General features: G+C 64.4%; 29 protein-coding genes and 1 riboswitch. Of the genes, 13 read left to right on the top strand and 16 right to left on the bottom strand.

Features of this window, described 5'->3' with window-relative positions; translation table 11 throughout:
- Positions 1–21 precede the first annotated feature (21 nt).
- On the top strand, positions 22–1,128 hold the full coding sequence (locus tag AC3WUF_RS18055; protein ID WP_492428172.1) for an anhydro-N-acetylmuramic acid kinase: 1,107 nt from the start codon (positions 22–24) through the stop codon (positions 1,126–1,128).
- 18 nt (positions 1,129–1,146) lie between these two features.
- Here the strand turns inward: AC3WUF_RS18055 and erpA are convergent, their stop codons facing one another.
- Genes erpA through argC form a run of 4 tightly spaced genes read right to left on the bottom strand, consistent with a single transcriptional unit; the run spans position 1,147 to position 3,800 of the window.
- The gene (gene erpA / locus AC3WUF_RS18050; RefSeq protein ID WP_492428440.1) at positions 1,147–1,494 is read right to left on the bottom strand and encodes an iron-sulfur cluster insertion protein ErpA; all 348 of its coding nucleotides are present in this window, start codon (positions 1,492–1,494) and stop codon (positions 1,147–1,149) included.
- A 17-nt stretch (positions 1,495–1,511) separates the two neighbouring features.
- The gene (locus tag AC3WUF_RS18045; RefSeq protein WP_492428170.1) at positions 1,512–1,988 is read right to left on the bottom strand and encodes a bactofilin family protein; all 477 of its coding nucleotides are present in this window, start codon (positions 1,986–1,988) and stop codon (positions 1,512–1,514) included.
- Between the two features lie 2 nt (positions 1,989–1,990).
- Entirely contained in the window at positions 1,991–2,746 is a 756-nt protein-coding gene (locus AC3WUF_RS18040) for a DUF6776 family protein (RefSeq protein WP_492428168.1), read from the bottom strand.
- A gap of 13 nt (positions 2,747–2,759) precedes the next feature.
- Entirely contained in the window at positions 2,760–3,800 is a 1,041-nt protein-coding gene (gene argC, locus AC3WUF_RS18035; protein WP_492428166.1) for an N-acetyl-gamma-glutamyl-phosphate reductase, read from the bottom strand.
- A 104-nt stretch (positions 3,801–3,904) separates the two neighbouring features.
- On the opposite strand from argC, the gene hemJ reads away from it, so the two are divergent.
- Complete coding sequence (hemJ, locus tag AC3WUF_RS18030) at positions 3,905–4,321, top strand: protoporphyrinogen oxidase HemJ (protein ID WP_492428164.1); 417 nt, start codon at positions 3,905–3,907, stop codon at positions 4,319–4,321.
- A 73-nt stretch (positions 4,322–4,394) separates the two neighbouring features.
- Here the strand turns inward: hemJ and bfr are convergent, their stop codons facing one another.
- The 3 genes from bfr to AC3WUF_RS18015 all read right to left on the bottom strand — a co-directional run bounded on the left by bfr (position 4,395) and on the right by AC3WUF_RS18015 (position 5,866).
- The gene (gene bfr, locus AC3WUF_RS18025) at positions 4,395–4,877 is read right to left on the bottom strand and encodes a bacterioferritin (RefSeq protein WP_492428162.1); all 483 of its coding nucleotides are present in this window, start codon (positions 4,875–4,877) and stop codon (positions 4,395–4,397) included.
- A 149-nt stretch (positions 4,878–5,026) separates the two neighbouring features.
- Positions 5,027–5,257 (bottom strand): (2Fe-2S)-binding protein, encoded by a 231-nt coding sequence (locus AC3WUF_RS18020; RefSeq protein WP_492428160.1) that lies wholly within the window; start codon positions 5,255–5,257, stop codon positions 5,027–5,029.
- 96 nt (positions 5,258–5,353) lie between these two features.
- On the bottom strand, positions 5,354–5,866 hold the full coding sequence (locus AC3WUF_RS18015) for an RNA pyrophosphohydrolase (RefSeq protein ID WP_492428158.1): 513 nt from the start codon (positions 5,864–5,866) through the stop codon (positions 5,354–5,356).
- A 138-nt stretch (positions 5,867–6,004) separates the two neighbouring features.
- Between AC3WUF_RS18015 and AC3WUF_RS18010 the strand changes: the two genes are divergently transcribed.
- Positions 6,005–6,658: a histidinol-phosphatase gene (locus AC3WUF_RS18010; protein ID WP_492428156.1), complete on the top strand. Its 654-nt coding sequence runs from the start codon at positions 6,005–6,007 to the stop codon at positions 6,656–6,658.
- On the opposite strand, the gene AC3WUF_RS18005 is transcribed toward AC3WUF_RS18010, so the two are convergent.
- Positions 6,655–7,458, bottom strand: a complete 804-nt coding sequence (locus AC3WUF_RS18005) for an inositol monophosphatase family protein (protein WP_492428154.1) — start codon at positions 7,456–7,458, stop codon at positions 6,655–6,657. The genes AC3WUF_RS18010 and AC3WUF_RS18005 overlap by 4 nt on opposite strands.
- A 124-nt stretch (positions 7,459–7,582) precedes the next feature.
- Positions 7,583–7,777: riboswitch (cobalamin riboswitch) on the top strand.
- Between the two features lie 81 nt (positions 7,778–7,858).
- Between AC3WUF_RS18005 and AC3WUF_RS18000 the strand changes: the two genes are divergently transcribed.
- From AC3WUF_RS18000 to AC3WUF_RS17990, 3 genes are all read left to right on the top strand, one after another.
- Positions 7,859–9,790 carry a TonB-dependent receptor plug domain-containing protein gene (locus AC3WUF_RS18000; RefSeq protein WP_492428152.1) on the top strand — a complete coding sequence of 644 codons (1,932 nt, stop codon included), beginning with the start codon at positions 7,859–7,861 and terminating at the stop codon, positions 9,788–9,790.
- Positions 9,787–10,950 carry an SMP-30/gluconolactonase/LRE family protein gene (locus AC3WUF_RS17995; protein ID WP_492428150.1) on the top strand — a complete coding sequence of 388 codons (1,164 nt, stop codon included), beginning with the start codon at positions 9,787–9,789 and terminating at the stop codon, positions 10,948–10,950. The genes AC3WUF_RS18000 and AC3WUF_RS17995 overlap by 4 nt, the downstream gene beginning before the upstream one ends.
- Positions 10,951–11,035: 85 nt before the next feature.
- Positions 11,036–11,587 carry a cob(I)yrinic acid a,c-diamide adenosyltransferase gene (locus tag AC3WUF_RS17990; RefSeq protein ID WP_492428148.1) on the top strand — a complete coding sequence of 184 codons (552 nt, stop codon included), beginning with the start codon at positions 11,036–11,038 and terminating at the stop codon, positions 11,585–11,587.
- Here AC3WUF_RS17990 and AC3WUF_RS17985 read toward each other — a convergent pair.
- The 3 genes from AC3WUF_RS17985 to ampD are packed head-to-tail and all read right to left on the bottom strand — an operon-like array spanning position 11,568 to position 13,922.
- On the bottom strand, positions 11,568–12,413 hold the full coding sequence (locus AC3WUF_RS17985; protein ID WP_492428146.1) for a helical backbone metal receptor: 846 nt from the start codon (positions 12,411–12,413) through the stop codon (positions 11,568–11,570). The genes AC3WUF_RS17990 and AC3WUF_RS17985 overlap by 20 nt on opposite strands.
- A gap of 2 nt (positions 12,414–12,415) precedes the next feature.
- On the bottom strand, positions 12,416–13,282 hold the full coding sequence (ampE, locus tag AC3WUF_RS17980; protein WP_492428144.1) for a regulatory signaling modulator protein AmpE: 867 nt from the start codon (positions 13,280–13,282) through the stop codon (positions 12,416–12,418).
- Between the two features lie 40 nt (positions 13,283–13,322).
- Entirely contained in the window at positions 13,323–13,922 is a 600-nt protein-coding gene (gene ampD, locus AC3WUF_RS17975) for a 1,6-anhydro-N-acetylmuramyl-L-alanine amidase AmpD (RefSeq protein ID WP_492428438.1), read from the bottom strand.
- An 85-nt stretch (positions 13,923–14,007) separates the two neighbouring features.
- Between ampD and AC3WUF_RS17970 the strand changes: the two genes are divergently transcribed.
- The gene (locus AC3WUF_RS17970) at positions 14,008–16,770 is read left to right on the top strand and encodes a M16 family metallopeptidase (protein WP_492428142.1); all 2,763 of its coding nucleotides are present in this window, start codon (positions 14,008–14,010) and stop codon (positions 16,768–16,770) included.
- 96 nt (positions 16,771–16,866) lie between these two features.
- Here the strand turns inward: AC3WUF_RS17970 and AC3WUF_RS17965 are convergent, their stop codons facing one another.
- On the bottom strand, positions 16,867–17,157 hold the full coding sequence (locus AC3WUF_RS17965) for a hypothetical protein (RefSeq protein WP_492428140.1): 291 nt from the start codon (positions 17,155–17,157) through the stop codon (positions 16,867–16,869).
- Positions 17,158–17,248: 91 nt separating this feature from the next.
- Here AC3WUF_RS17965 and AC3WUF_RS17960 point away from each other — a divergent pair, with 91 nt between their 5' ends.
- The 4 genes from AC3WUF_RS17960 (at position 17,249) to AC3WUF_RS17945 (ending at position 20,242) form a co-directional block, all read left to right on the top strand.
- Positions 17,249–17,551 (top strand): putative signal transducing protein, encoded by a 303-nt coding sequence (locus AC3WUF_RS17960; protein WP_492428138.1) that lies wholly within the window; start codon positions 17,249–17,251, stop codon positions 17,549–17,551.
- 9 nt (positions 17,552–17,560) lie between these two features.
- Entirely contained in the window at positions 17,561–18,034 is a 474-nt protein-coding gene (locus tag AC3WUF_RS17955) for a tRNA (cytidine(34)-2'-O)-methyltransferase (protein ID WP_492428136.1), read from the top strand.
- An 83-nt stretch (positions 18,035–18,117) separates the two neighbouring features.
- A complete protein-coding gene (locus AC3WUF_RS17950) occupies positions 18,118–19,014 on the top strand; it encodes a hypothetical protein (RefSeq protein WP_492428134.1) in 897 nt (298 codons plus the stop codon).
- A gap of 229 nt (positions 19,015–19,243) precedes the next feature.
- Positions 19,244–20,242: a hypothetical protein gene (locus tag AC3WUF_RS17945; RefSeq protein WP_492428132.1), complete on the top strand. Its 999-nt coding sequence runs from the start codon at positions 19,244–19,246 to the stop codon at positions 20,240–20,242.
- Positions 20,243–20,263: 21 nt separating this feature from the next.
- Here the strand turns inward: AC3WUF_RS17945 and AC3WUF_RS17940 are convergent, their stop codons facing one another.
- From AC3WUF_RS17940 to AC3WUF_RS17925, 4 genes are read right to left on the bottom strand one after another with little or no spacing between them, the layout of a single operon-like run.
- The gene (locus AC3WUF_RS17940; RefSeq protein WP_492428130.1) at positions 20,264–21,265 is read right to left on the bottom strand and encodes an NAD(P)H-dependent glycerol-3-phosphate dehydrogenase; all 1,002 of its coding nucleotides are present in this window, start codon (positions 21,263–21,265) and stop codon (positions 20,264–20,266) included.
- Between the two features lie 36 nt (positions 21,266–21,301).
- On the bottom strand, positions 21,302–21,802 hold the full coding sequence (gene secB / locus AC3WUF_RS17935; RefSeq protein WP_492428128.1) for a protein-export chaperone SecB: 501 nt from the start codon (positions 21,800–21,802) through the stop codon (positions 21,302–21,304).
- On the bottom strand, positions 21,799–22,074 hold the full coding sequence (gene grxC, locus AC3WUF_RS17930; protein WP_492428126.1) for a glutaredoxin 3: 276 nt from the start codon (positions 22,072–22,074) through the stop codon (positions 21,799–21,801). The genes secB and grxC overlap by 4 nt, the downstream gene beginning before the upstream one ends.
- Complete coding sequence (locus AC3WUF_RS17925) at positions 22,071–22,496, bottom strand: rhodanese-like domain-containing protein (RefSeq protein ID WP_492428124.1); 426 nt, start codon at positions 22,494–22,496, stop codon at positions 22,071–22,073. The genes grxC and AC3WUF_RS17925 overlap by 4 nt, the downstream gene beginning before the upstream one ends.
- 78 nt (positions 22,497–22,574) lie before the next feature.
- Between AC3WUF_RS17925 and AC3WUF_RS17920 the strand changes: the two genes are divergently transcribed.
- Positions 22,575–23,726, top strand: a complete 1,152-nt coding sequence (locus AC3WUF_RS17920) for a murein hydrolase activator EnvC family protein (RefSeq protein WP_492428122.1) — start codon at positions 22,575–22,577, stop codon at positions 23,724–23,726.
- Positions 23,727–23,880: 154 nt separating this feature from the next.
- Positions 23,881–25,236: a S41 family peptidase gene (locus AC3WUF_RS17915; RefSeq protein ID WP_492428120.1), complete on the top strand. Its 1,356-nt coding sequence runs from the start codon at positions 23,881–23,883 to the stop codon at positions 25,234–25,236.
- The last annotated feature ends 15 nt before the right edge of the window (positions 25,237–25,251 follow it).

Here is a 25,251-nt window from a genome sequence, read left to right as displayed (position 1 = left end):
ACGCATCACGGTTGATCCGCCATGTCCGGGCTGAGCATCGGGCTGATGTCCGGTACCAGCATGGACGCGATCGATGCGGCGCTATGCCGGATCGAGCATGGCCGCGTGACTGCCGTTCTTGCGGTGTTCCAGCAGCACTACCCGGATGCCCTTCGTCAGCGCCTTCTGGAGCTGCAGCGCAATCCCAAAGCCCCGCTGAGCCTGCACGAGTACGCTGAACTCGACCACGGCGTCGCAGAGAGCTTCGCGCTCGCAGCGCTCGGCGTGATTGCCGAAGCCAAGCTCGAATCCGGCGCGATCCAAGTCATCGGCTCGCACGGTCAAACGGTTTTCCACGACCCGCAGCGCGTCGTCAACAGCCTGCAACTGGGCGATCCGAGCTGGATCGCAGCGCGCTGCGGCGTACCCGTCGTCGCCGACTTCAGACGTGCGGATATCGCCCTGGGCGGGCAAGGCGCCCCGCTGGTGCCTGCCTATCACGCCGCCTGCTTCGCGCATCTCGCGCCCTGCAGCGTGCTCAACATCGGTGGAATCGCGAATCTGACGCTCCTCGATGGCGCAGATTCGGTGCTCGGATTCGATACCGGCCCGGGAAACGGCCTGATGGACGAGTGGATCGGCAGTCACCACGGGGAGAGCTATGACGAGGACGGGCGATGGGCCGCTGCCGGCCAGGTCGTTCCGGAATTGCTTCAGGCCTGCCTGGACGAGCCATTTTTCGATCAGGCTCCCCCCAAGAGCACCGGCCGCGATCTGTTCAATCTGAACTGGCTGCGCCGTCGCTTTCCGAATCTAGATGCGCTGGCTTCCGCGGATGTCCAAAGCAGCCTCTGCGAGCTCACAGCGCGCTCGATTGCGACCCAGCTATCCCAACAGGCACCGACGCATCGCCGCTTAGTGGTGTGCGGCGGCGGAGCCCGCAATCGGGAACTGATGTCGCGCCTGCAGGCCCTGCTACCGGAAGTGAAGGTAGAGACCACCGATGCGCACGGCATCGACAGCGCGACCGTCGAGGCGGCCGCTTTTGCCTGGCTGGCCTGGCAGCGCCTGGATGGGCTGAATGGCAGCATCGCCGGCGTGACCGGCGCCAGCCGCGCGGCGCGGCTGGGGGGCATCTACCAGCCCTGAGCGGGCTGGCGTACCGCTCTAGACCGAGAACGAGTTGCCGCAGCCGCAGCTGGTCGTCGCGTTCGGATTGCGAATCACGAACTGCGCGCCTTCGATGCTTTCCTTGTAGTCGATCTCGGCGCCCTGCAGGTACTGCAGGCTCATCGGATCGACCAGCAACGTCACGCCGCTGCGCGATACCTGGGTGTCGTCTTCTTCGGCCAGCTTTTCGAACTTGAACCCGTACTGGAAGCCGGAGCAGCCGCCGCCGGTGACGAACACGCGCAGCATCTGCGCCGGGTCTTCTTCGTCCTGCAGCAGCTCGTAGACCTTGTCCGCGGCCGCCGCGGTGAAGATCACCGACTGTTCCATCACTTCTTCAGCCATTGTTGCGCTCACTTCCGTCAAACCCCTGCAACCCCTTTGACCCGGCGTGCTTCGCTGAGTTCATCGGCCTGACTGCTGCCGGTCGAGGTGGAATTGCCGATTGCCTCGGCTGCGCTGGTGCCGACGTCGTGGACCAGCTGGCCGTTGACCTGGGCACCGCTTTCCATCTCGATGATGCGGTAGTAGACATTGCCAGTGACCCGCGCCTTCGCCGCAATCGCAATCTTCTGCGAGGCGTGAACGTCGCCGATCACCGTGCCGTTCAGCACTACATTGGGGACGCGAACGTCGCCTTCAACCATGCCGTTCTCGCTGACCGACAGCGCCGAAGCCTTGTCGGCCGAAGCAATGACCTTGCCCTTGATCTTGCCGTCGACGTGCAGGCCGCCGGTGAAACGAATGTCGCCGAGGATTTCCGTCTGGCGCCCGATCAGCGTGTCGACACCGACGTTCGCCGGTGCGCCGCCCGCTTTACCGCTATTGCCTCCAAACATGCTCAGCCTCCTTGTTGAGTCAGAACCCGGCTCCAGTCGAAGGACTCTTCGACCTTGGCCGCTGCGGCACCCCCAGGCACCAGCGTGACGACGATACGTGTCGGGGTAAACCCCGCCGGCAGTTTGATATCGCCGGAAAATTCCTCGAAATACTTCAGCGCGAACTGGTAATCGCTGGCGGCCTCGCCGACTGCCACGGCTTTCCACGGCAGCCTCTTTTCGACACCACTGGTTTCCCCGACCAGTTCCAGCTCCGCGTGCCCTTCAACCCGTTTTTCGTGGCGGACGGATTGAATCAGCACCAGCTCGAAGTGAAAGCTCGCGGCATCGGCACCCGGGGCGAGTTTGAACTCGTAAACCCGCACGCCGGCCCGCGACTGTTCGGGAGCCACGATACCACGGTAAAACGCCAGCTGTTCCCTCAAATCCGAGGCTTCCGCCTGCAGCTGGCCCAGCGAGCTGCGGACCGCTTCGCAGGCCTGGCTGTCGATGTCCTGGGAGCGCTGTTCGTAGACCGTCTGCTCCTGCATGCGCTTGACCTCCTCGCGGGCCGCCCGCAGGTCCCGCGCCAGCCCGCGCCGCTCCTCCCGGAGCTGCTCGACCTCCAGCTGGGCGCGCTCGAAATCACTGACCGTGGCCGCCCGGGTGAAGCTGTACAGCCCCCAGGCACCGATCGCCAGTGCGCAGCCCGCCCCTCCGATCAGCGCCAGCTTGTACCAGGCCGGCCGGCTGCGGGTGATGACGATCTTGTGCTGCACGGGGCGATTCCGCTCAGGGCGCGACAGGCACGGCGTTCAGCGCCGTCGCCTCGTCGAAACCGAACATCAGATTCAGGTTCTGCACCGCCTGGCCGGATGCGCCCTTGACCAGGTTATCGATGACGCTGAGCACGATGACCTGGCGGCTGTCCGGCGACTTGTGTACGGCAATCCGGCACAGGTTGGAGGCGCGCACGCCGCGGGTCTCCGGATGATCTCCGGCCGGCGCCACGTCAACGAAGCGCTCCTTCGCGTAGCGCTGCTCGAACAGGGTTTGCAGGGTCTGCGCATCGATCTTCGGGTCGCGCAGGCGCGCGTACAGCGTCGAATGGATGCCGCGGATCAGCGGCAGCAGGTGCGGCACGAACGTGACGCCCACCGGCGCCGCGGTCATCAGCTGCAGACCCTGCGCGATCTCCGGCCAGTGCCGATGACCGGGCACGCCGTAAGCTTTGAAGGAATCACCCGCCTCGCATAGCAACGAACCGATCTTGGCCTCGCGGCCGGCGCCGCTGACGCCCGACTTGCAGTCGGCAATCAGCGTGTCGGGGTCGATCAGCCCGGCCTCCAGCAACGGCAGGTACCCAAGCTGTACCGACGTCGGATAGCAGCCGGGATTGGCGACAACGCGCGCCTTCCGGATCTGCTCGCGATGAATCTCCGGCAGGCCGTAGACCGCTTCGGCCAGCAGATCCGGGCAGCTGTGGTCCAGCGCATACCAGCGTTTGAAGGTCGCGACGTCCTTGAGACGGAAGTCGGCCGACAGATCGATCACCCGCACGCCGGCCGCCACCAGCTCCGGCGCCATCTGCATCGCGGTGCCGTGCGGAGTCGCGAAAAACACCGCGTCGCACTGCTTCAGGCGTTCGACGTCCGGCGCCTCGAACTGCAGCTCGCAGTGCCCGCGCAGATGGGGAAACAGGGCATCTGCGCGCAGGCCGGCCTCTTTGCGCGAGGTCAGTGCCGTCACCTGGACGTGCGGGTGCTGCGCCAGCAAGCGCAACAGCTCGGCACCCGTGTAACCGGTGCCGCCTACGATGCCTACCTTGATCATGTCTCGGGTTCTTCGGTAGCCCGCTTGCGCGGGCCGGGGCGCAATTCTAAACGAGAGCGCTGCTCTACACTGTTACTCCGTCAGCCCGAACACGCCAACCGAACATGCTCTGGATCAAGGCCCTGCACATCATTTTCGTCATCAGCTGGATGGCCGGCACGCTGTACCTGCCGCGTCTGTTCGTCTATCACGTCGACGTCCGCGACGATGCGGGCCAGCAGCGCTTCTGCCTGATGGAACGCCGCCTGTACGGCCTGACGACGATCGCCATGCTCGGCACCTGGGTCTTCGGCATCTGGCTGATCATGCTCACGCCGGGCTTCATGCAGATGGGCTGGCTGCACGCCAAGCTGACGCTGGTGCTGGCATTGTCCGGTTACCACGGCTGGATGAAGGGCCGGCTGCGCGCCTTCGCCGAGCAGCGCAACGACAAGAGCGCGCGTTATTTCCGCATCGCCAACGAGGTGCCGGCGCTGGGAATGGTCGCCATCGTCATCCTCGTCGTCGTCAAACCGTTCTAGCGCACCAACAAAAACGCCCCGCGATGCGGGGCGTCGGCGGGCTCATCAGACCCGGTGCCGCGAATCAGTTCAATCAGGCGCCGGCGAGCTCGCCGGTGGCCGATTGGATGTAGTTCTGCAGGCCCATCCGTTCGATCAGGCCGAGCTGCTCCTCGATCCAGTCGATGTGCTCTTCTTCGCTCTTCTGGATCTTCAACAGCAAATCGCGAGTCACGTAGTCGCGCACGGTTTCGCAGTGGGCGATTGCGGCCTGATACATCGGATGCGCTTCCTTCTCCAGCTTGAGGTCGCACTCGAGCAGCTCTTTGACGTCTTCGCCGATGTAGAGCTTGCCGAGATCCTGCAGGTTGGGCAGGCCCTCGAGAAACAGCACACGCGAAATCAGCGCATCGGCATGCTTCATCTCGTCGATCGACTCTTCGTACTCGTGCTTGCCGAGGCGCTTCATGCCCCAGTTGTTGAGCATGCGTGCATGCAGAAAGTACTGGTTGATCGCCGTCAGTTCGTTTTTGATGGCCAGATTGAGGAACTCAATGACCTTGGCATCACCGCGCATGACCCGCTCCGTTGTGTTTACGGGGCCGAGTATAGGGATCGCAAAAAAGTCATGACGAAAACACGACAAGAGTACAAATGCGTCGGGTTCTCAGTTCGCGTTGCGCATCGGTTCAATGCGCAGCCAGCAGTTGTATCCGCTGGGAAACCTCAGCCCATCGCCGGCTGGGCGAAACCCGGCATGGCCGGATTGCAGACCGACGCGGCCGGCTGAGCCGACAGTTCCGTCTGCAGGAATTCACGTGCCGCAGGCACGCATTTACCGCAACAGGTACCGAGGCCGGTCGTCCGCGTCAGATCGCGCAGAGAGACCACGCCATCCTGCTGGATCGCGCGCCGCGCCATCCGTTCGGAGACCGCTTTGCAAACGCATAGATACATGCGGCGATTACAATGGCAATGAGAATAATTGTCAATAGTAATGCTATTGGCGAGCCGTCGGCGCCTCTAAGCCTTTGATATCGCTTAGTGCGGTAATCAGGCGGCGACGGCGTTACGGCGGATCGGCTCGCGCGGTTCAATGCCGAGCAGCGGGGCCAGTTCGTTGAGCGCCCGCCGGTAGACGTCGCGCTTGAACTCGACGACTTCATCGAGCGGCTGCCAGTAATCGACCCAGCGCCAGCCGTCGAATTCCGGCGTCGGCGACTCGTCGAAATGCACCGCGGCGTCCGGCGCGACCAGGCGCAAGGCAAACCACTTCTGCTTCTGACCGATACACATGCGCCCGCGCGTGCGGCGCATGTAGCGGCTCGGCAACCGGTAGCGCAGCCAACCGGCGGTGACGCCGATCACCTGGACTTGCTCAGGGAGCAGACCAAGCTCTTCGTGCAGTTCCCGAAACAACGCGTCGCGCGGCGATTCGCCACGCTTGATGCCGCCCTGCGGGAATTGCCAGGCGTCCTGTTCAATGCGCTTTGCCCACAGCAGGCGCCCGTCAGTGCCGCTGACGACGATCCCGACATTGGGTCGAAATCCATCCAGATCAATCACTTCAGACAACCGAAGCAAGGTATTGATTAGATTCTATCCATACCCTGCATCGGCGCGCCAGCGGGAACGTCGGGAATCAGCTGATATTCTTCGCGGCCCGAAAGGATCCACCGCTTCACAAAATGCCGCCAAACGCTCATGCGCCTAGCCGTTTTTGATCTCGACAACACCCTGCTGGCTGGCGATAGCGACCACCTCTGGGGCCAGTGGCTGGTCCGCAACGGCGCCGTTGATCCGCAGTACTACGCGCGCGAGAACGACCGCTTCTACCGGGAATACCAGGAAGGCACGCTCAATATTCACGACTACGCGGCCTTCATGCTGCAGCCGATAGTCGAAAAGGGTTTAGGGCCGATGCTGGCGCTGCGTGAGCGCTTCGTCAGCGAGTGTATTTCGGACATCGTCGCCCCGGGCAGCCGCCAGCTGCTGGATCAGCACCGCACTGCCGGCGATGTCCTGCTGATCACGACGGCGACGAACCGCTTCGTCGTCGAACCGATCGCGCAGATGCTTGGCGTCGAGCACCTGATCGCGACCGATCCTGAAATCGTTGATGGGCAATACACCGGCCGCATCGCCGGCACGCCGAACTTCCAGCGCGGCAAGGTCGATCGCCTGCAGACCTGGCTCAGCGCCAACGCCTACGACGGTGGCGGCATGACCTGCTACAGCGACTCGCACAACGACGTGCCGCTGCTGGAAATGGGCGACAGCGCCGTCGCGGTCGATCCCGATCCGCGCCTGCTCGCGCTTGCGCAAGCGCGCGGCTGGCGCGTGATCAGTCTTCGCTAAGCCGGCAGCGCGAGCCCGGCAAACAGCGGATGCAGGCGGCCGTTGGTCGCCAGCACCGTGCGCGTATCCAGCGTCAACTCGCGACCGTTGAGATCGGTGAATTGACCGCCCGCTTCGCGCACGATCACCGCGAGCGCGGCAATGTCGAGAATATTCACGTCGGACTCGACGACGGCATCGAGCGTGCCGCCCGCCAGATAGTGGTAGTGCAGAAAATCGCCGTAGCCGCGAATGCGCTGCAGCTGCGGAATGATGCGGCCCAGTTCGGCCCACTGCGGTGCGCGCGCCAGCGTTGCCAGATTGCCGGTCGACAGGGTCGTCTGCTTCAGCTGATCGAAGCTCGAAACGCGCAGACGCTCGAAGGCATCCAGCGGCGTTTCTAGCAGGCCGCGCCAGCTGCCGTAGCCGCGCTCGGCCCAGACCAGTTCGCCCTGCCCCTCGTTCCAGCACGGCGCGCATGACACGCCGAGCACCAGCTCACCCTTGAGCATCAGCGCGATCTGCACCGAGAAGATCGGATAGCCGCGCACGAATGCCTTGGTGCCGTCGATCGGATCGACCAGCCACAGCGCCTCGCTGTCGGCGTGATCGTTGCCGGTTTCCTCGCCGTAAAAACCGTAGCCCGGAAAGCGCTCGCTGAGCAGCTGCTTGATCGCGCGTTCCGCGGCGACATCGACTTCCGTCACCGGCGTCGCGTCGGACTTGATCGTCACCTCGAAGTTGCCGCGATAGGCCTTGCGGATGATGACGGCGGCGGCGCGGGCCGCTTCGATCGCGGCACTCAACTGCGGACTGGCCATTGCAACGTTTCCGGTGACGGCGCGGGCGCGCCTTGCTGTGAAGGGGTCGCATGATAAGGCAATCGACCTGCGGCGCAGAACGATGGCCGGCGGCTGCGGGTATGCCAGCCCGATTGCCGCTACACTAAGCGCAGTACACGCAGGTGTCCCATGGCGGTCCGCCATGGGGTGAAACGGGAAGCCGGTGAAAGACCGGCGCTGCCCCCGCAACGGTAACTGGTTCGCTTCCGCACACAGCCACTGTCGGCTTCATCACGACGGGAAGGCGCGGAAGGCACAAGCCAGGAGTCCGGAGACCGGCCTGCGTTGTTTTGCGTGACGTGGTCGCGGAGGGCGAACCAGCGGGCGGCTCGAGCCATCACCCGACCACGGTTGTCTGTTCCATTTTCGGGATACTTCCGTGCGCCACCGGCTGCCTGCGGTTTTTGCGTTGCCCTGCCTGCTGCTCGGCGCCCTCATGGCGCCCGTGACGCTGTGCGCGCAGGAAGATGCGGATCCGGCGACGCCGCTCGATCCTGTCGTCGTCAGCGGCACGCGTGCCGCGATCGAAGGCAGCGCTGTCGTTTTGCGCGTGCCGGTCGATCCGCTGACCGCAACCGACCTCGCCGAATTGCTAGCGGCCCTGCCCGGCGTTCAGGTGAGAAGCGCGGGCGGTCTGGGCAGCTACAGCGAAGCGAGCCTGCGCGGCAGCAGCGGTCGGCAGGTGCGTTTGCTGCTCGATGGCCTACCACTGGATGTCGGCGGCGGCGAAGCGACTTCGTTGTCGCTAATCAGCCCATTGCTGCTTGAGCAGGTCGACATCTATCAAGGTCGCGTTCCGGTCAGCCTCGCCAGCGGCGCTGCTGGCAGCATCAACCTGCGCACTCGTCGCACGCTCGCGGAACCGCTGGTTGCCACGCTTGGGTTTGGAACGCTCAGCGAGCGGCAGCTCGGCCTGGGCGCGCAGCTCAGCGAAGGACTGCAGCTGCTGGCCGGTCACCAGAAGGCCGACAACGACTTCCGCTTCGTCAATCCGTTCAAGCCCTTCGATCCCAACGATCCGGACCGCAGCGATCGGGAACCGCGCCGCAACGCCGCGACGGAGCAGAGCTACGGTCTGCTGCGTTATCGCGGCCCCCTGGTGTTTTCATTGCATGGCGTTCGCGACGAGCAGGAACTGCCGACGCGCCTCAACCGCCCCGGCTCGCAAACCTCGCTGGAGACGCGCTCTCTGGGGGCAACGATCGCCACACCGGAGGACGCAGAATGGCGGCTCTCGCTCAGCCACCGGCGAACCGACGAACGCTATCTCGACCCCGCCAGCGAACTCGGCCCCGGCAGCGCGCAGGACATAGAGCAGCGCGCCAACGCGACGCAATTCGACGTCGGCAAGCAGATGGGTCCCCTGTTCGATCAGCTCCGCGTCGAGCATCAGGAATTCAGCTCGCGCGATGCACTCGGCGATACGGGCGGCCCGGCGGCGCGCCGGCTCTCCATCGGCAACGGCGTTGAAGCCTCCTGGGGCGAACGCTGGCTGCTGGAATCGAGCCTGCACACCGCATGGTCTCAGGACGAGTTCGGCGAAGCCGCCAACGGAGAATGGCGCATCGAACCCGCACTCGGCTTGTCCCACGCTGCTGGGTCGTGCCTCGCCTCAGGCAATCTCGGGCAACGCAAGCGCCTGCCGACGTTCTTCGAGCGCTACGGAGACCGCGGCCTGTTCCGCGGCAATCCCGCCCTCGAACCCGAGCGCGCAACCTATGCGGATGCCGGATTGCGCTGCGCAAATACAGGTCCGCTCAAGCAAGCATCGCTGATCCTGTTCGCACAGGATCTGCGCGATGCCATCAGCCCCACGTACACGGCGCAGGGCGTCGGCCGCTCGATCAATACCGAGAAGGCGGAAATCTTCGGCGTCGAGCTGGCCAGCAGCGGCAGCAGCATCGATTGGGCTTGGTCGCTGTCCGGCACCTGGCAGCACACCGCGGACCGCAGCGATATCCGCGCAACACGCGGCAACGCGTTGCCGGGCCGCTTCGAGAATCAGCTCAATGCCCATCTTGAACGCCGCGTTCTGGGCCTGACGCTGGCCTACGACTTCCGCTTCGAATCCGGCCAGTTCTACGACAGCGCCAGCCTGTTGCCGGCCGACGTGATGCGCCGCCACGACCTCTCGATTCGCGGCGCGATTCGCCGCCTCGGCTGGTCGCTGCGGTGGATCAATGTCGGCGACGACAACTTCGAGCAGTTCAACGGCTTTCCAACCCCGGGCGAACGCGTTCGGTTTTCCATCACCTGGCCCGAGCAATCGCGCGCGGCCGCATCCCCAGAAAAAACAAGGAGCGAATCATGAAGAGAATCGTGCTGTCCCTGCTGGCACTGACACTGGCGGCCTGTAGCGACGACAACAAGGGCTCCAGCGCCAACTTCGAGGACGTCGCGGTCATTGCCGCCCGCACGCCCGACTACACGGCCGGCGCGATCTCTCTGGTCGCCACCGACGAGCCGTACACGGCGCAGAACAATCTCAACCCGACGATCTCCGACATCGTCGTGCGCAGCGGCGGCGATCATTACTTCGTGCTCGAGCGCTTCGGTACCGATCGCATCTCGCGTTACGAGGCGGGCGCTCCGGGCACGCCGACGTACCGGTACTCGACGCAGGACGCCGCGGATACGGCAAGCAGCAACCCCGCCGACCTGATCATCGCGAGCCCGACCAAGGCTTACTTGCTGCGCTACGGCTCCAGCAAGCTGTGGATCGTCAATCCGTCCGCAACATCCGAAGCGGCGTTCAAGACTGGCGAGATCGATCTGTCGGCTTACGATCGCTTCGATGGTATTCCCGAAATGACGGCCGGCATCATCCGCGACGGCCGCCTTTACGTTGCGATGCAGCGGCTCGAGAACTTCAGCGCCGTGAAAGATGCCTTCGTTGCGGTGATTGATGTGGCAACGGACACCGAGATCACCGCTGGCACTGCCGTCCTGGTCAAGGGCGTCAGACTGCCGGTGCGCAACCCGACGAGGCTCGAGGCGGCATCGAACGGCGACATTCTCGTCGTCGCAACCGGTGGGTATGACGACAGCTTCAATCCGGTCTACGACGGCGGCATTGCGCGCATCGACGAAGAAACTTTCGCGACCTCGGTCATCGTCGATGACGGCAGCGCCGGCGCTGCGCCGTTCGGCCAGATCACCGACATGGCAATTGCCGCTGACGACCGCGGCTATTTTGTCGGCAGCACGGGCTTCTTCGGCTCGCAGACCGTCTACCGCTTCAACCCTGCTGGCGGCGCTGCGCCAGTGGCGGTCGATGATCTGAGTGAAGGAAAGTACGGAACGCTGGCCGTCTCTCCGGAAGGCCAGCTGTTCGTCGGCCTCGAGGATGACGAAGCGCCCGGCGTGACGATCCTCGGCTTCACAGGCGGGACCGAAACCGTTCTTTCGGAGCGGGTCGACACGGCGCTGACGCCGATCAACATCGACTTCGTCACGGTCGAACAGCCGTAAGTCGCGCGCGCCGGCTCTGCGGAGCAGTGGACGCAGAGCCGGCGCGATCGCACAGTGCGCGCACAGACATTCGAGAGATTTCAGCATGGGCCACCGACTGAGCAAGATCACCACCCGCACCGGCGACGACGGCACGACGGGCCTCGCGAACGGCGAGCGCCTGCGCAAGACCGACGTTCGATTCGAGGCGATGGGCGATCTGGATGAGCTCAACTGCCAGATCGGCGTCGTGCTCGCTCAGCAGCCCTTGCCGCGCTTTGCCGAACCGCTGAAGGCGATCCAGCATCGGCTGTTCGACATGGGCGGCGAGCTGGCGATTCCCGGCCATGTCGCCATCGACGATGCCCAGCTTGCTGTACTTGACGCGCTGATCGAACAGTTCAACGCCGACCTGCCGCCGCTGAAGGAATTCGTCCTGCCCGGCGGCAGCGCGCTGGCGGCGCAGATGCATCTGGCACGCGCGATCTGTCGTCGCGCCGAGCGCAGTGTCTGGCGCGTTGCAGACGCTGCGGCAAGCAACGCCGCGCACAACGCCGCATCGCTGCGCTACCTGAATCGCCTGTCGGATCTGCTGTTCGTGTTCGCACGCCACTGCGCCCGCGCACAGGGCGCGGAGGTCACCTGGCAGCGCTGCTGACCAGCGGCCTCAGGCGATCCAGTCCTTCGCAGACTTCGGCAATGCCGCGCAGCACGCTGGGCGCCTGACGCGTCAAGGTGTTGCCGTCTACGGCCAGACGGAACCGCGCATCCGCCGGAACAAGGCCCGGCAGCCTCGACCAGTACGCGGCGATGGCTTCGATCCCGTCCTGCCGGCTGTAGACGACAGCCTGCGGCCGCACTGCAAGCACGGCTTCGGTACTGACGGCTGCGGCCAGTGTCGGCAATCCGGCGAATACGTTGTCGGCACCGCAGAGATTCAGCACTTCGCTGATCGGGCTGTCGCGATTGACGCTGAACGCCGGTGAAGTCTCGATCTGATAGAACACCCGCAGCCTTGAGCGGCTGCGATAGGTCTGCTGCAGTGCATGCAGATCCTTGAGATAGGCCTGCGCGGCGCGCTCACCGCCATCACCTGCAGCCGTGACGCTGCCGACCTGCCGCAATGCTTGGGCGACATCTTCAAGCTTGCGAACCTGTACCGTCTCGACCTTCACCCCAAGCCCACGCAGGCGTTCGATCAGCTGCGTCGGCGTGCCACCCGACCATGCGAACACCAGAGTCGGACGCAGGGCGAGCAGCGCTTCGAGATTCACATTGAAGGCATTGCCGATCTGTACCGGCTTCGACGCCAACCCATCTACATCGCTGTGCTCGGCAACACCGACCAGCGCCTCGCAGCGACCGACCGCGCAGACCAGTTCCGCCAGATGCGGTGCCAGCGTGACGATGCGCTGCGGCGATTGCGCAAGCGCCGGCATGGCGAACATCGCCAGCAGACCAACGAGAACCCGCCGCCAGCTCAAGATCAAAGCAGCGTGCCGGTCGCGAACAGGGCGAAGCCCGCCAGCATGATCAGCAACGCGCGCCATTGCATGTTGAGAACCTCGGACAGCATGGCCTCCAGCGAAGCCGGCACCACTGGCGAGCCGTCCGGCTCTTCGGTGCCGAGCGAAGCCGTCGGCACTTCCGCGAGCACCGCCCAGGTCTGCATCTGCCAATCGAGCTCGGCGTCATGCCGCAAGCGGCGCCAGGCCTGCAGCGCGTCGTCGAGGCTGCCGGCGAGTCCGAATACCAGCGCCGTGGCTCGGGCAGGCAGAAACGCCAGCACGCCGTGCAGCAGATCGGCCGCCTTCAGCGCGGCGGAATCTGCCGCCGTTTCGCCCAGGTAGCGCGGCAGCCGGCTCGCCATCCGGTAGGCCACCGCCCCGGCGGGGCCGACGGCGAAGTACCACAGCAGCGTGCCGAACAGTTTTTCGTGCGACTGGATGAACAGCGCACCGGCCAACGAGCGGTGACTCTCGCCTGGATTCGGTCCGCGCTGCAGCGCGCGTTCCATCTGCACGACGCGCGGCTGATCGCCTTCGCTGCGTGCCCGCAGCAGATCGTGAACCTCTTCGGCGAGATCGCGTGGGCCCAGACACAGCAACAGCACGGCGGCCGACAGGGTCAGCGCCATGATCGGACTCTCGACCTGCTCCAGCCCCCACCAGATGGCGAACACCGGCACCGCGATCACCAACACCGGCAAGGCCGCCGAGCGCCAGATTGCGGCGGGCGAGAGCGCACGCAAGGCACGCATCGCTGCGACGAAAAGCACCGGGCGCCCCCAACCGGGAAGTTGCCCGAGCAGGCGCTCGAGGCCCAGTGCCAACAGGATTCCGATCAGCGTCATGCCGCCACTTTAGCTCAAGGCGCCAAGCCGCCACCGGCGCTCATCGACGAGCGGCGCTCAGCGCTTGCCGAAATGCGGTCCAATCGAAGAACGGACCCGGATCGGTCTTGCGCCCCGGCGCGATATCGCTGTGGCCGACGACGCGCTGCTCGGTGATCTGCGGGTATTTCGCCAGCAGCTGAGCGGCAATGCGCACCAGCCGCGCGTACTGGCCGGCGGTGTACGCTTGCTCGTCGGTCCCTTCGAGCTCGATGCCGATCGAGAAATCGTTGCAGCGGCTGCGGCCGTCGAAGCTCGATACACCGGCGTGCCAGGCGCGCTCGGCAAAGCCGACGTACTGCGTCGCCACGCCGCGGCGGCTGATGCAGATGTGCGCGGATACGCGCAGGTCGGCAATCCCGGCAAAGTACGGATGCGCCGCCGGATCCAGCCGGTTCGTGAAGAGCGCGTCGATCCAGGGCCCGCCGAAACGGCCCGGCGGCAGGGAGATTCCGTGAATGACCAACAGGCTGATATCGTTGGCATCCGGGCGCGCGTCACAGTTGGGTGACTTCACCCGGCGCACGCGGCGCAGCCATCCTGCAGAATCGATGGCCGACTCCGACGATGGCACGGAACCTTTGCCGGTCTTGCGCGTCATCTTGGTCATAGCCGCAGAAACCCTCGAATAAGATTCTTTGTTCAAGTCCGCACCAGGCCGCCACGGCCGCTGGAGAGACAACATCATGAAGCACGGTCGCCTAGCCGTCATCGCCACACTCGCGTTTGCGCTGCCTTTCATTGCCGCGCAAAGCGCGAACGCAGCCAAGTCCGAGTTCCCCGACATGCGCATCAGCTACGAGCGCCATGTCCTGTCCAACGGATTGACGCTGCTGATCCACGAGGACCACAAGGCGCCGGTGGTGGCGGTCAATATCTGGTACCACGTGGGCAGCAAGGATGAGCGCCCGGGCCGCACCGGCTTCGCGCACCTGTTCGAGCACCTGATGTTCAACGGTTCGGAGAACTACAACGACGAGTTCTTCCGTCCGCTGGAACCGGCCGGGGCCACCAAGATGAACGGCACGACCTGGTACGACCGGACCAACTACTTCCAGAACGTACCGACCAGCGCGCTGGACCTGACGCTATGGCTGGAATCGGACCGCATGGGCCATCTGCTCGGCGCGATCGACCAGAAACGCCTCGACGAGCAACGCGAAGTCGTCCTCAACGAAAAGCGCCAGGGCGAGAACGAGCCCTATGGCAAGGTCGACGAGCTGATCGCGTCGGCCACCTATCCGGTCGGCCACCCTTACTCCTGGACGACCATCGGCGCCGAAGAAGATCTCAAGGCGGCATCGCTTGAGGACGTCAAAGCCTGGTTCCAGGAGCACTACGGCGCCGCCAATGCGGTGCTGGTCATTGCCGGTGACGTCAAGGCCGACGAGATCAAGGCCAAGGTCGAACATTACTTCGGCGACATTCCCGCCGGTCCGGTGCAAAAGCATGCCGGCGCCTGGGTCGCCAAGATGAACGGCGAGAAGCGCGCGACGATGCAGGATCGCGTACCGCAGCCGCGTCTGTTCAAGGTCTGGAACGTGCCCGGCTTCTGCGACGCAGACGCCAACCTGCTCGGCATGGCCGCGGCCGTGCTCGCCAGCGGCAAGAACAGCCGCCTCTACGAGCGTCTGGTCTATCGCGATCAGATCGCCACCGCGGTCGATGCCGGCATGGGGCCGTTCGAGATCGCCTCGCAATTCACGATCGACGCGATGGCCAAACCCGACGGCGACATCGCCAAGGTCGAGAAGGCGATCGATGAAGAAGTCGCACGCTTCCTCAAGGACGGCCCGACGGCGGCCGAACTCGAGCGGGTGCGCACCAAGACTTTCGCGTCGGCCGTACGCGGCCTTGAGCGCATCGACGGCTTTGATGGCAAGTCGTCATCGCTGGCGCAGTATCAGGTGTACTGCGGCACGCCGGATCGCTACACCGAGGAACTCGACGAGATCCGCGACGCGACGCCCAAGCAGGTGCGCGACGTCGCGCGCCGCTGGCTGTCCGATGGCGTCTTCGCGCTGACGGTCGAGCCCTTCCCCGAGTACACGCCATCCAGCGGTGGCGCGGATCGCACGAAGCTGCCGAAACTAGGCGAAGCGCCGGCACTCACCTTGCCGCCGTTGCAGCGTGCCACGCTGCCGAACGGACTGAAGCTGGTGCTGGCCGAAAGCCACGCCGCGCCGGTCGTGCAGATGAGCCTGATTGCCGACGCCGGCTTCGCCGCCGACGCCACGGTCAAGGCCGGTACCGCCAGGTTGGCGATGAACATGCTCGACGAGGGCGCCGGCAAGATGGATGCGCTGGCAATCGCCGCTCGCGCCGAGGAGCTCGGGGCGCAGATCAGCGCCGGCTCCACGCTCGACAGCTCGATCGTCGGCCTCAATGCGCTGAAGGCCAAGCTCGCTGAAAGCCTCGACCTGTACACGGACATCCTGCTGCGTCCGACCTTCCCGCCGGCGGAGCTGGAACGCCTGCGCGCTTTGCAGCTTGCCGCGATCGCGCAAGAAAAGGCGCAGCCGTACGGCATCGCGTCGCGCCTGTATCCGCGCATGATCTATGGCGAAGGCCATGCCTACGCCAATCCGCGCAGCGGCACCGGGACCGAAGAGAGCGTCGCGTCCATCAGCATCGACGACCTCAAGGCCTACTACAAGACCTGGCTGCGACCCGACAGCGCGACGCTGCTGATCGTCGGCGATACGACCCTGGCCGAGATCAAACCGCTGATCGAAGCACGCCTCGGCGGCTGGGTCGCGCCCGCGGAACCGGTACCGACCAAGCAGCTCGCAACCGTGGAGCTGCCGGACAGTCCGCGCATCTTCCTGATCAACAAGACCGGCGCCGAACAGACATTGCTGCTCGGTGCGCATCTGGCGCCGCCGCTGTCCGACCCGGACGATCTGGCGATGAAGCTCGGCAACACCGCGCTCGGCGGCAACTTCGTGTCGCGCCTCAACATGAACCTGCGCGAAGACAAGCACTGGAGCTACGGCGCATTCAGCACGCTCGGTGGCGCCAAGGCACAGCGGCCGTTCGTCACGTACGCGCCGGTGCAGACCGACAAGACGGTCGAAGCCCTGCGCGAGATGCGCAAGGAACTCGATGGCGTCCTCGGCAAGTCTCCGCTGAAGGCCGACGAAGTCGACTTTGCGCGCGACAGCCTCGTGCGCTCGCTGCCGGGCGACAACGAGACGGCGAGCGAGATCGCGGGTTCCTACGGCACGGTGCTGATCAACGGCCTGGCCGACAGCTATTGGAACGACTACGTGCAGAAGGCCAACGCACTGAAGCCCGCCGAGATCAACGCTGCGCTCAAGCGTCTGATCCATCCGGAGGCAATGACCTGGATCGTCGTCGGCGATCTCGCCAAGATCGAACAGCCGATCCGCAATCTGAAAATGGCCGACGTCGCCGTGCTGGATGCCGACGGCAAGGTGCTTCGCTAGGGACGCGGGACCCTACTCGCGCCCAGTGAACCGGGCCCAACAAAAAACCCGCTGCCGGATCGCTCTGGCAGCGGGTTTTTCAATTCCGGATTCAGATCATTCCATCTCGCCCAGCGGGCGGGTGAAGGTGTAGGCCAGCGGCGCCTTGACCAGCTGGCTCGCCGGATCGCTCGGCGACTCGCCGGCCAGCACCGCAAACGGCAGTTGCACGATGAACAGGCCAATGCCCACCACGCTGGCAACCAGCCCCAGCGGCCGCACAATGATCAGATCAACCGCCATCGCGCCCGCGGAAGGTGCTTCGTCGTCCACGCCGCTCTGCGCCATCGCGCTCGTCGCCACCAGCGAGAACGCCGCAGCGGCTGCAATCAGCTTCAGTCCATTCATCAGATTCCCCGCCATTTTGCGTTCGTGGACAGCAGCTTAGGCAAGCCCCCTTAGACTGTCAATGAAGTCTGGCAGCACCCTACAATGCCCTATGGACACGCTTTATTCCGCAGCCGACCCGATCGAAGCTGAAATCCTGCGCTCGTATCTGCAGTCGCACGGCATCGATGTGGACGTCTTTGGCTCCCCGCTCTGGGGCGGCCGCGGCGAACTGCCGTCCGACGCCTACCCGCGGCTGGTTCTGCAGGATTCGCGCGACCACGACCGCGCCAAGGCCCTGCTCCAGCAGTACGAGCGACGTCGCCACGCCCATGGCCACTGGCCCTGCGGCTGCGGCGAAAGCTCGCCGGTAACCTTCGAATCCTGCTGGTCCTGCGGGACCGATCGCCCTTAGCCGAGTCCGATGTTCCACGTCGCCCTCTATCAACCGGAAATTCCGCCGAACACCGGCAACGTCATTCGCCTGTGCGCCAATACCGGCGCGCATCTGCACCTGATCCATCCGCTCGGCTTCGACCTGAGCGACGCGAACCTGCGCCGCGCCGGACTCGACTATCACGACATGGCCAACGTCCACGAGCACTCGAGCTACGCCGCGCTGCTTGAAACCCTGCCCGGCTCGCGCGTCCTCGCCTTCAGTACCCGCGGCCGCGTGCGCTACGACACGGTCGGCTATCGACCCGACGACATCCTGCTGTTCGGTTGCGAAACGCGCGGACTGCCAGATGACGTGATCCAGGCCTTACCAGCGTCGCAACGACTCTGCCTTCCGATGCGCGCCGGCAGTCGCAGCGTCAACCTGTCGAATACGGTTGCCGTCGCGGTTTTCGAGGCCTGGCGGCAGGCGGGTTTTGCCGGAAGCACCGCGCCGGCATAACATCCGGCGGACACTTAGCCGTCAGAGCATCGGGGAACCCCGCCATGTCCATCCGTCATCCCCTTTCCGCCGTCTTGTTTTGCTTGCCGATCCTCGCAGCGTGCGGCGGTGGTGGCGACGGCGGCCTGGACACGCCGACCCCGCTGAGCAGCAAGGCCGACGTGGCGCGCGAACTGGGCAATCTGGTCGACTTCGTTTCGCTGGGCGACACCGCCGGTGCGGCGAAATCTTCGCGTGGAACCCTCCATCGCATCCAGCAGCCCGGCAAGGCAGCGATCGACTGCGACAGCGGCAGTGCGGATGAACAGACCGGCACTGCGCAACGCGATTTCGCGTTGTTCGACGTCTCCCGCAGCGTCGATTTCTCGATCGTGTCGTCGAACAACTGCCGGATCGAAGGCGACGACCAGAACGATACGGTCACGTTCGACGGCGATACCGAAGAAGGGAATTCAGCGACCGGGGTCGACGGTGTCCGCTACGAATATCAGATCCAGGGCAGCAACGGCATTCCGGCCAGCCTGCGCTTCGAGACACCGGGCACCAATGAGTTCTTCGAACTCTCCGGACTCGGCGTGATTGAAACCGCCCTGAGTTCCGGACGGACAGAAACGCGTGCGCTGGTGGACATCGAATCCAGCGACTACAGCGGCTACTCGTCAACCGTGCAGATCGGCCAGAACGGCGAACCGCTGACCATCGTCGTCGCCGGCACGCGCGTGACGGTCGACGGCGCCTACCAGTACATCAGCACTGAATGCCCAGGCGGCTCCATCCGCGTCGCCACCCCGAGTGCGCTGACCTTCGGCGCCAACTTCTACCCCAACGGCGGCGAACTGCGCCTGACCTCCGGCGACCGCACGGCCACCGTGCGAATCAACCTCGACGGCAGCGCGACCGTGCAGTTGCCCGACGGCAGCACCGAAACGCTGAGCAGCAGCGAAGCGCGCAGCATCTTCGACAACGGCAGCGGCTGCTGAACCGGAGTTCGCCTGCAGCGCAAACAGCAACAGGAAAGTTACGCTGTCGATAACTTGTTATCGGTATACGGCCACGATAATTTTCTTTCCTCGAATAGCTAAGCACCTCGGATCACCCAGATCCTCTCGCTTCAAGAGCCTTGGTGGCTTCGATGTCTAAGTTTTGGCCAACGGCATCGCACAGGCATGTCGTCTGCGGATGAACCAGCCCCTGCGAGGAGAACACTCGATGAACAGATTCAGTCTGGCCGCGCTCGCAGCAGTCGCCGCAATCTCAGGATGCGGCAACGATGGCAGTAGCAATGACGGCAGCAACACTTTCATCGTTGATCCGCCAACCAGTCCGGTACCCCTCGAGACCAAAGAGGATGTATTGCGTGAGATGGACAATTTGGGTGGATTCACTGCGCTCTTTAGCTTTTCGGAAAGCACAACGCCGCAAAAGAACTCCCGCATGAAATGGGATTCGAATCAGGCCGTACCGGTCCGCGATCACGCAAAGGAAGAAGGGGCCGTTTGCCAGGAAGGCGGTACGTTTCGAGTCGCCTCCGACTCCGCCACGAAACGCTTCGAATTTCTTGATCTCACTCGGGCAGTCACAATCTCGATCAGCCGAGCCGAAGATTGCACCGACAAGATCAGCGACAACATCGTCACCATCGACAATAGCGTCTTCGAATCCTGGGTTTCGCAAGATGACGATGGAACGACCTACTTGCGTGGGCAGCGCGGCCGAGCGGATGATCCGGATTCCCGCCGCTTCGAAACCAGAGATGCATCTGGGGCGGTCGTTTACTTTTCTATGAACACGACATATTCCGTGTCGGAAACTCGACTGACGGATTCGGTGCTAGTCAAATACACCCATGCCCTGTCGAGAAACGAAACCAGTCAGAGCGAGCTTCTGGAATATGTTGTCGGCGGCAGCAACGAACCGATCATCGAGACTTACGAGAACAATCGATATGCGGTTGAGGGAACCTATCGCTACACGAGTGGCCATTGCGCGGGCGGGCTCGTTTCAGTGGAAACTCTCGAAGGGATCTCCCGCGACCGAGAGTCTTTCGGATTCACTGGTGGATCGGTGCGGCTGACTTCGGGCAGTGCGCAAGCGACGATAACAATCAACCCGGATAGCAGCGCGACAATCCAGTTTCCGGATAGTCGCATCGAAGCTCTTTCGGCTGAGGAAATGCGCAGAGTTTCAAGCTCCGCCCCGGCCTGCTGACGCGGCGCAACCAGGCAATGGCTACGCCGTCTCCGCCTTCGCCGGTCGCGTTGCCAGGGCGCGCACCGCTTCAACCGCACTCATGCGGCCATCAAGCACGGCTGCGAGCGCGCTGGTGATCGGCATCTCCACGCCCAGCTTCGCCGCGAGGCGAAGCACTTCCGGCGCCGCGCGCACGCCTTCGACAACCTGACGGATTTCGGTCGTCGCATCGGCCACCGATTTGCCCTGCGCCAGCAGTAGGCCGAGCCGGCGGTTGCGTGATTGATTGTCGGTGCAGGTCAGCACCAGATCGCCCATGCCGGACAGACCCATCAGGGTTTCCGCGCGGCCGCCGAGGGCTTCGGCGAGGCGCATGATTTCGGCGAGGCCGCGGGTGATCAGTGCGGCGCGGGTGTTGGCGCCGAGCTGCAGACCGTCGGCGATGCCGACGCCGATCGCCATGACGTTCTTCGCCGCACCGCCGATCTCGACACCGGGCAGATCGTCGCTCCAGTAGGCGCGGAACCCGCCGCCATGCAGGCGCTGGACGATCTTCTCGGCGAAGGCCTGATTATTCGAGGCGATGGTCACCGCGGTCGGCAGGCCGATGCCGAGTTCCTTGGCAAAGGTCGGGCCCGACAGCACCGCCATCGGATAAGCACTCGACAGCGCCTGGTCGACGACTTCGTGAATCAGCAGACCCGTGCCCGGCTGCAAGCCCTTGCAGGCGACGACGACGCCCTGGCCCGCGCGCAGCATCGGCGCCAGGGTTTCGAGCATGCCGCCAAGCGTGTGCGACGGCGTTGCGATCAACAGGTCTTCCGCGGCTGCGATCAGCGCGGCGAGATCGGCGGTCGCGGTCAGCGCAAGCGGAAAGCTGCAGGCCGGCAGGTATTGCTCATTCTCGCGCGCTGCCTGCATGGCGTTGAGACGTTCGGCGTCGCGACCCCACAGCAGTGTTGGTGCACGACGGCCGAGATGAATCGCCAAAGCCGTGCCGAACGATCCGGCGCCGATGACGCCGATTTCACAGTGCGGCAATTCGCCTCCGGCTGAGGTCGTCACGGCGCGCGGCGCTCAGTGCTTGGCCGCTGCAGCCTGCTGCTCGCGCGTCTTGTTGATGTGATCGACGTAGAGCGCTTCGAAGTTGATCGGCTGCAGCAGCAGCTGCGGGAAGCCGCCGCGCTGAACCAGATCGGCAATCGTTTCACGCGCGAACGGGAAGATCAGGCCCGGGCAGTAGCCGGCGAGAATCGCCTGGCGGTCTTCGTTCGACGTGAATCCGCGAACGGCAAACAGGCCGGCCTGATGGGTTTCGGCGAGAAACGCAACGTCGTTGCCCAGCTTGGCGGTCACGGTGACGGCGAGCACGACGTGGAAGATGTCGTTCTCCATGCCTTTGACTTCGGTGTTGACCTGAACGTCGATCTGCGGCTGCCACTGGCGGGAAAACACTTCCGGCGCGAGCGGCACTTCCAGCGAGGCGTCCTTGACGTAGATCTTCTGCAGCAGCACCTGACGCTGCGGTGCAGCCGCGGTGCCTGCCGCAGCTTCCGGTTGGGTGTTGTCGTTGCTCATGATTTATTGGTTTGAGGTGGATCGTTCAAAAGGGGATCGAGGTTGCCCGATGCGTTCAGGGCATACAGGTCGTCGCAACCGCCGACATGCACATCGCCGACAAAAATCTGCGGCACGGTACGGCGGCCGGTGATGCGGACCATCTCTTCTCTGAGCGCGGGATTCTTGTCGACCTCGAGCTCGTCAAACTTCACGCCCTTGGATGACAGCAGGCGTTTGGCCATGGTGCAGAACGGGCAGTAGCCAGCACTGTACAGGCGCACCGCTTTCATTTTGTCGTGACCGGCATGTTGGCGGTGATCCAGGCATTGAGGCCGCCGCGCAGCGGATAGGCCTCGCTGAATCCCTGCGTGCGCAGCTTCTCGGCGGCCGCGACGGACGACGAGCCGAGCGCGCAGTAGATCAGCAGCGGCCGCGTCTTGTCCTTCGCGAGCTGGCCGACATGCTCGTCGAGCTTGGCCAGCGGCGTGTTGCGCGCATTGAGCAGATGGCCTTTCTTGAAGTCCGCCGGCGTGCGCACATCGAGCACGATCGGATCCTTGTCGTTGATCAGGCGGATCGCCTCGGGCACCGTCAGGCGCTTGCCGCCGGTGAGGTTGCCATGCACTTCGTTGGCGATCAGCAGCACGATGACGACACCGAGTGCGGCGAACAGGCCGGTGTGTGCGCCGAAGAAAGTAATCAGTTGATCCATTGACTTGTACGTCGATCCATTACGCGCATCGAGCCGCCAAGTGCAGCTCGCAGGGCAAATTCCGGCTAGCATTATCGCATGAACCGTCTGAAGCTCCTCATCATCCTGCTGGCCTGGGCGCCTGTCGGCGCAGCGCTGGCCGCCCCCGCCGGGGTCCAGGACAAGGAGCAGAAGCTGGCCGAGCTGCGGGCGCGGATCGACGACGTCGCCAAGACCATCGAGGCCGACCTCAGCGAGCGCGACGCCCTCGCCGGCAAACTGCAAGAAACCGAGCGCCGCGCCGCGGCGATCAAGAAACAGATCAAGGCCCTCTCCAAGCAGGAAAACGAACAGCGCGCACGCATCCGCGATGGCGAAAGCGCGCTTGCGGCCTCGCAGAAGGATCTGGCGCGCCTGCACAGCGGCCTGGGCAAGCAGCTGCGCGCCGCTTACGTCATCGGTCGCCAAGGACAGACCCAGCTGCTGCTGAACCAGTCCGACGTCAACAAGGTCGGCCGCGTGCTGGTCTATTACGACTACCTGCAGCGCGCCCAGACCACCGCAATTTCCGGCATCCATACCCGGGTTGCCGCGCTCGAGGCCGCCGCAGAGAAAGTCCAGGCCGAGATCGCCCGCCTGGCCGAACTCAAGGTCGAGCAGCAAAAAGCCCTTGACGACCTGGATGGATCCCGCAAGGAGCGTGCCGAAGCCCTGACCGAACTGCGCCAGCGCATCACCAACAGCAAGAGCGAGCTCGCCCGCCTGAAGGAAGACGAGCGCTCGATCGGCGATCTGATCAAGAATCTGCAGCGCAAGCTGACCGACCTGCCGCCCGACGCCAAGTTCAGCGACCAGCCGTTCGGCAAGCTGCGCGGCAAGCTGCCTTGGCCCGCGCGCGGCAAGCTGATCTCCGCGTACGGCGATCCCAAGCCCGGCGGCAAGCTGACCTGGAAAGGCCACTGGATCAGCGCCGGCGAAGGCGACCCGATCCGCGCCGTGGCGCGCGGCCGCGCGGTCTACGTCGGCTGGATGCATCGCTACGGCCTGATCGTGCTGATCGAACACGAAGGCGGCTACTACAGCCTCTACGGCCATGCCGAATCGGCGGCCGTCGCGGTCGGCGACGACATCAGCGCCGGCGAGACGATCGCCAAGGCCGGCAGCACCGGCGGCCACGAGCAACCCGGGGTCTACTTCGAGCTGCGCAAGGGCACCGAACCGATCAACCCGGCCAGCTGGTTGGCCAAATAATCAGCAAAATTCCGTCTCGCCCCGCATCCCACGGAACCCGCGCCACGGCACAGAGTCCTACCCTTGCCGCGCCCGGCTTGTTATCGTGCCTTGTCGCGCTCCCGAGCTGCGCCCTGGCTGCCCCGCATTTCCCGATTGGACCTTGAAACTCCCCATGCCTCTCACTCATCGCGTTCCGCTGGCCCTCGCGGCTGGTGTTCTCATTGGCGCTTCGGTCAGCCTCACCTCCGGCGTGCTCGCCGACAAGCCGGCGCCCGAAAGCTCCTTGCCGGTGCGCGATCTGCAGACCTTTGTGGAGATTCTCAATCGGGTCAAAACCGATTACGTCGAGCCGGTCGACGACAAGACCCTGCTCGAGAACGCCGTGCGCGGCATGTTGTCCGGGCTCGATCCGCACTCGTCCTTCCTCGACAAGGAAGAGTTCAAGGACATGAACATCGCCACCACCGGCAAGTTCGGCGGTCTGGGCATTGAAGTGCAGATGCAGGACGGCTTCGTCAAAGTCGTCTCGCCGATCGACGACACGCCCGCCGCCAAGGCCGGCGTCATGGCCGGCGATCTGATCATCAAAATCGACGACACGCCGGTGAAGGGCCTGACCCTCAGCGACGCGGTCGACAAGATGCGCGGCGATCCGGGCACCAAGATCGAAATCACCCTGGTCCGCGAAGGCGAGCCGGCTCCCAAGGTACTCAAGCTCGAACGCGCCGTGATCAAGGTCGCCAGCGTGCGCGGCCGCCTGCTCGAGCCGGGCATCGGTTACCTGCGCATCTCCAGCTTCACGACCGCCACCGGGCCGGCTCTGGTTAAGGAACTCGAACGCCTGCAGAGCGAATCCAAGGGCAAGTTCAAAGGCCTGGTGCTCGACCTGCGCAACAACCCGGGCGGCGTGCTCGATGCCGCGGTGCGCGTCAGCGACAGCTTCCTCGAGAAGGGCACGATCGTCAGCATCCGCGGCCGCGACGGCGCGGGCAGCCGCGAATTCGACGCAACCTCGGGCGACATCCTCGAAGGCAAGCCGATGGTCGTCATGATCAACGCCGGCTCCGCCTCGGCCTCGGAAATCGTCGCCGGAGCGCTGCAGGATCAGCACCGCGCGGTGCTGGTCGGCAGCCGCAGCTTCGGCAAGGGTTCGGTGCAGACCATCCTGCCGCTGTCGAACGACGGCGCGATCAAGATCACCACGGCGCGCTACTACACGCCGAGCGGCCGTTCGATCCAGGCCGAAGGCATCGAGCCGGATATCGCGATCCGTCCGCTGCGCATCGCGACCAACGAAGACGGCAAGGAAGAGGATCTGTTCGAGCCGATTTCGGAAGCCGATCTGGCCAAGAGTCTCGCCAACGAGAACGGCGACGCCGCGCACAAGGACGAGCTGATCAAGAAGCGTGCCGAAGCCGAGAAGATCGCCAAGGAAGCCAACGAGCTGGCGAAGAACGATTACGCGCTCTATGAAGCGGCCAACCTGCTCAAGGGCATGGTCATCTTGAAAGCGGCGGCCAGTAACTGACGATGTGGCGCCAGC

This window comes from Fontimonas sp. FW305-C-3, assembly GCF_058783185.1.
This window is presented reverse-complemented; position numbering and strand designations above follow the sequence as displayed.

Excerpts from the sequence above, each read along its gene's own strand:
- AC3WUF_RS18055 (WP_492428172.1), top strand. The coding sequence starts at position 22 with ATGTCCGGGCTGAGCATCGGGCTGATGTCCGGTACCAGCATGGACGCG.
- erpA (WP_492428440.1), bottom strand. The coding sequence starts at position 1,494 with ATGGCTGAAGAAGTGATGGAACAGTCGGTGATCTTCACCGCGGCGGCC.
- AC3WUF_RS18045 (WP_492428170.1), bottom strand. The coding sequence starts at position 1,988 with ATGTTTGGAGGCAATAGCGGTAAAGCGGGCGGCGCACCGGCGAACGTC.
- argC (WP_492428166.1), bottom strand. The coding sequence starts at position 3,800 with ATGATCAAGGTAGGCATCGTAGGCGGCACCGGTTACACGGGTGCCGAG.
- hemJ (WP_492428164.1), top strand. The coding sequence starts at position 3,905 with ATGCTCTGGATCAAGGCCCTGCACATCATTTTCGTCATCAGCTGGATG.
- bfr (WP_492428162.1), bottom strand. The coding sequence starts at position 4,877 with ATGCGCGGTGATGCCAAGGTCATTGAGTTCCTCAATCTGGCCATCAAA.
- AC3WUF_RS18020 (WP_492428160.1), bottom strand. The coding sequence starts at position 5,257 with ATGTATCTATGCGTTTGCAAAGCGGTCTCCGAACGGATGGCGCGGCGC.
- AC3WUF_RS18010 (WP_492428156.1), top strand. The coding sequence starts at position 6,005 with ATGCGCCTAGCCGTTTTTGATCTCGACAACACCCTGCTGGCTGGCGAT.
- AC3WUF_RS18005 (WP_492428154.1), bottom strand. The coding sequence starts at position 7,458 with ATGGCCAGTCCGCAGTTGAGTGCCGCGATCGAAGCGGCCCGCGCCGCC.
- AC3WUF_RS17995 (WP_492428150.1), top strand. The coding sequence starts at position 9,787 with ATGAAGAGAATCGTGCTGTCCCTGCTGGCACTGACACTGGCGGCCTGT.
- AC3WUF_RS17990 (WP_492428148.1), top strand. The coding sequence starts at position 11,036 with ATGGGCCACCGACTGAGCAAGATCACCACCCGCACCGGCGACGACGGC.
- ampE (WP_492428144.1), bottom strand. The coding sequence starts at position 13,282 with ATGACGCTGATCGGAATCCTGTTGGCACTGGGCCTCGAGCGCCTGCTC.
- ampD (WP_492428438.1), bottom strand. The coding sequence starts at position 13,922 with ATGACGCGCAAGACCGGCAAAGGTTCCGTGCCATCGTCGGAGTCGGCC.
- AC3WUF_RS17970 (WP_492428142.1), top strand. The coding sequence starts at position 14,008 with ATGAAGCACGGTCGCCTAGCCGTCATCGCCACACTCGCGTTTGCGCTG.
- AC3WUF_RS17965 (WP_492428140.1), bottom strand. The coding sequence starts at position 17,157 with ATGAATGGACTGAAGCTGATTGCAGCCGCTGCGGCGTTCTCGCTGGTG.
- AC3WUF_RS17960 (WP_492428138.1), top strand. The coding sequence starts at position 17,249 with ATGGACACGCTTTATTCCGCAGCCGACCCGATCGAAGCTGAAATCCTG.
- AC3WUF_RS17955 (WP_492428136.1), top strand. The coding sequence starts at position 17,561 with ATGTTCCACGTCGCCCTCTATCAACCGGAAATTCCGCCGAACACCGGC.
- AC3WUF_RS17945 (WP_492428132.1), top strand. The coding sequence starts at position 19,244 with ATGAACAGATTCAGTCTGGCCGCGCTCGCAGCAGTCGCCGCAATCTCA.
- secB (WP_492428128.1), bottom strand. The coding sequence starts at position 21,802 with ATGAGCAACGACAACACCCAACCGGAAGCTGCGGCAGGCACCGCGGCT.
- grxC (WP_492428126.1), bottom strand. The coding sequence starts at position 22,074 with ATGAAAGCGGTGCGCCTGTACAGTGCTGGCTACTGCCCGTTCTGCACC.
- AC3WUF_RS17925 (WP_492428124.1), bottom strand. The coding sequence starts at position 22,496 with ATGGATCAACTGATTACTTTCTTCGGCGCACACACCGGCCTGTTCGCC.
- AC3WUF_RS17920 (WP_492428122.1), top strand. The coding sequence starts at position 22,575 with ATGAACCGTCTGAAGCTCCTCATCATCCTGCTGGCCTGGGCGCCTGTC.
- AC3WUF_RS17915 (WP_492428120.1), top strand. The coding sequence starts at position 23,881 with ATGCCTCTCACTCATCGCGTTCCGCTGGCCCTCGCGGCTGGTGTTCTC.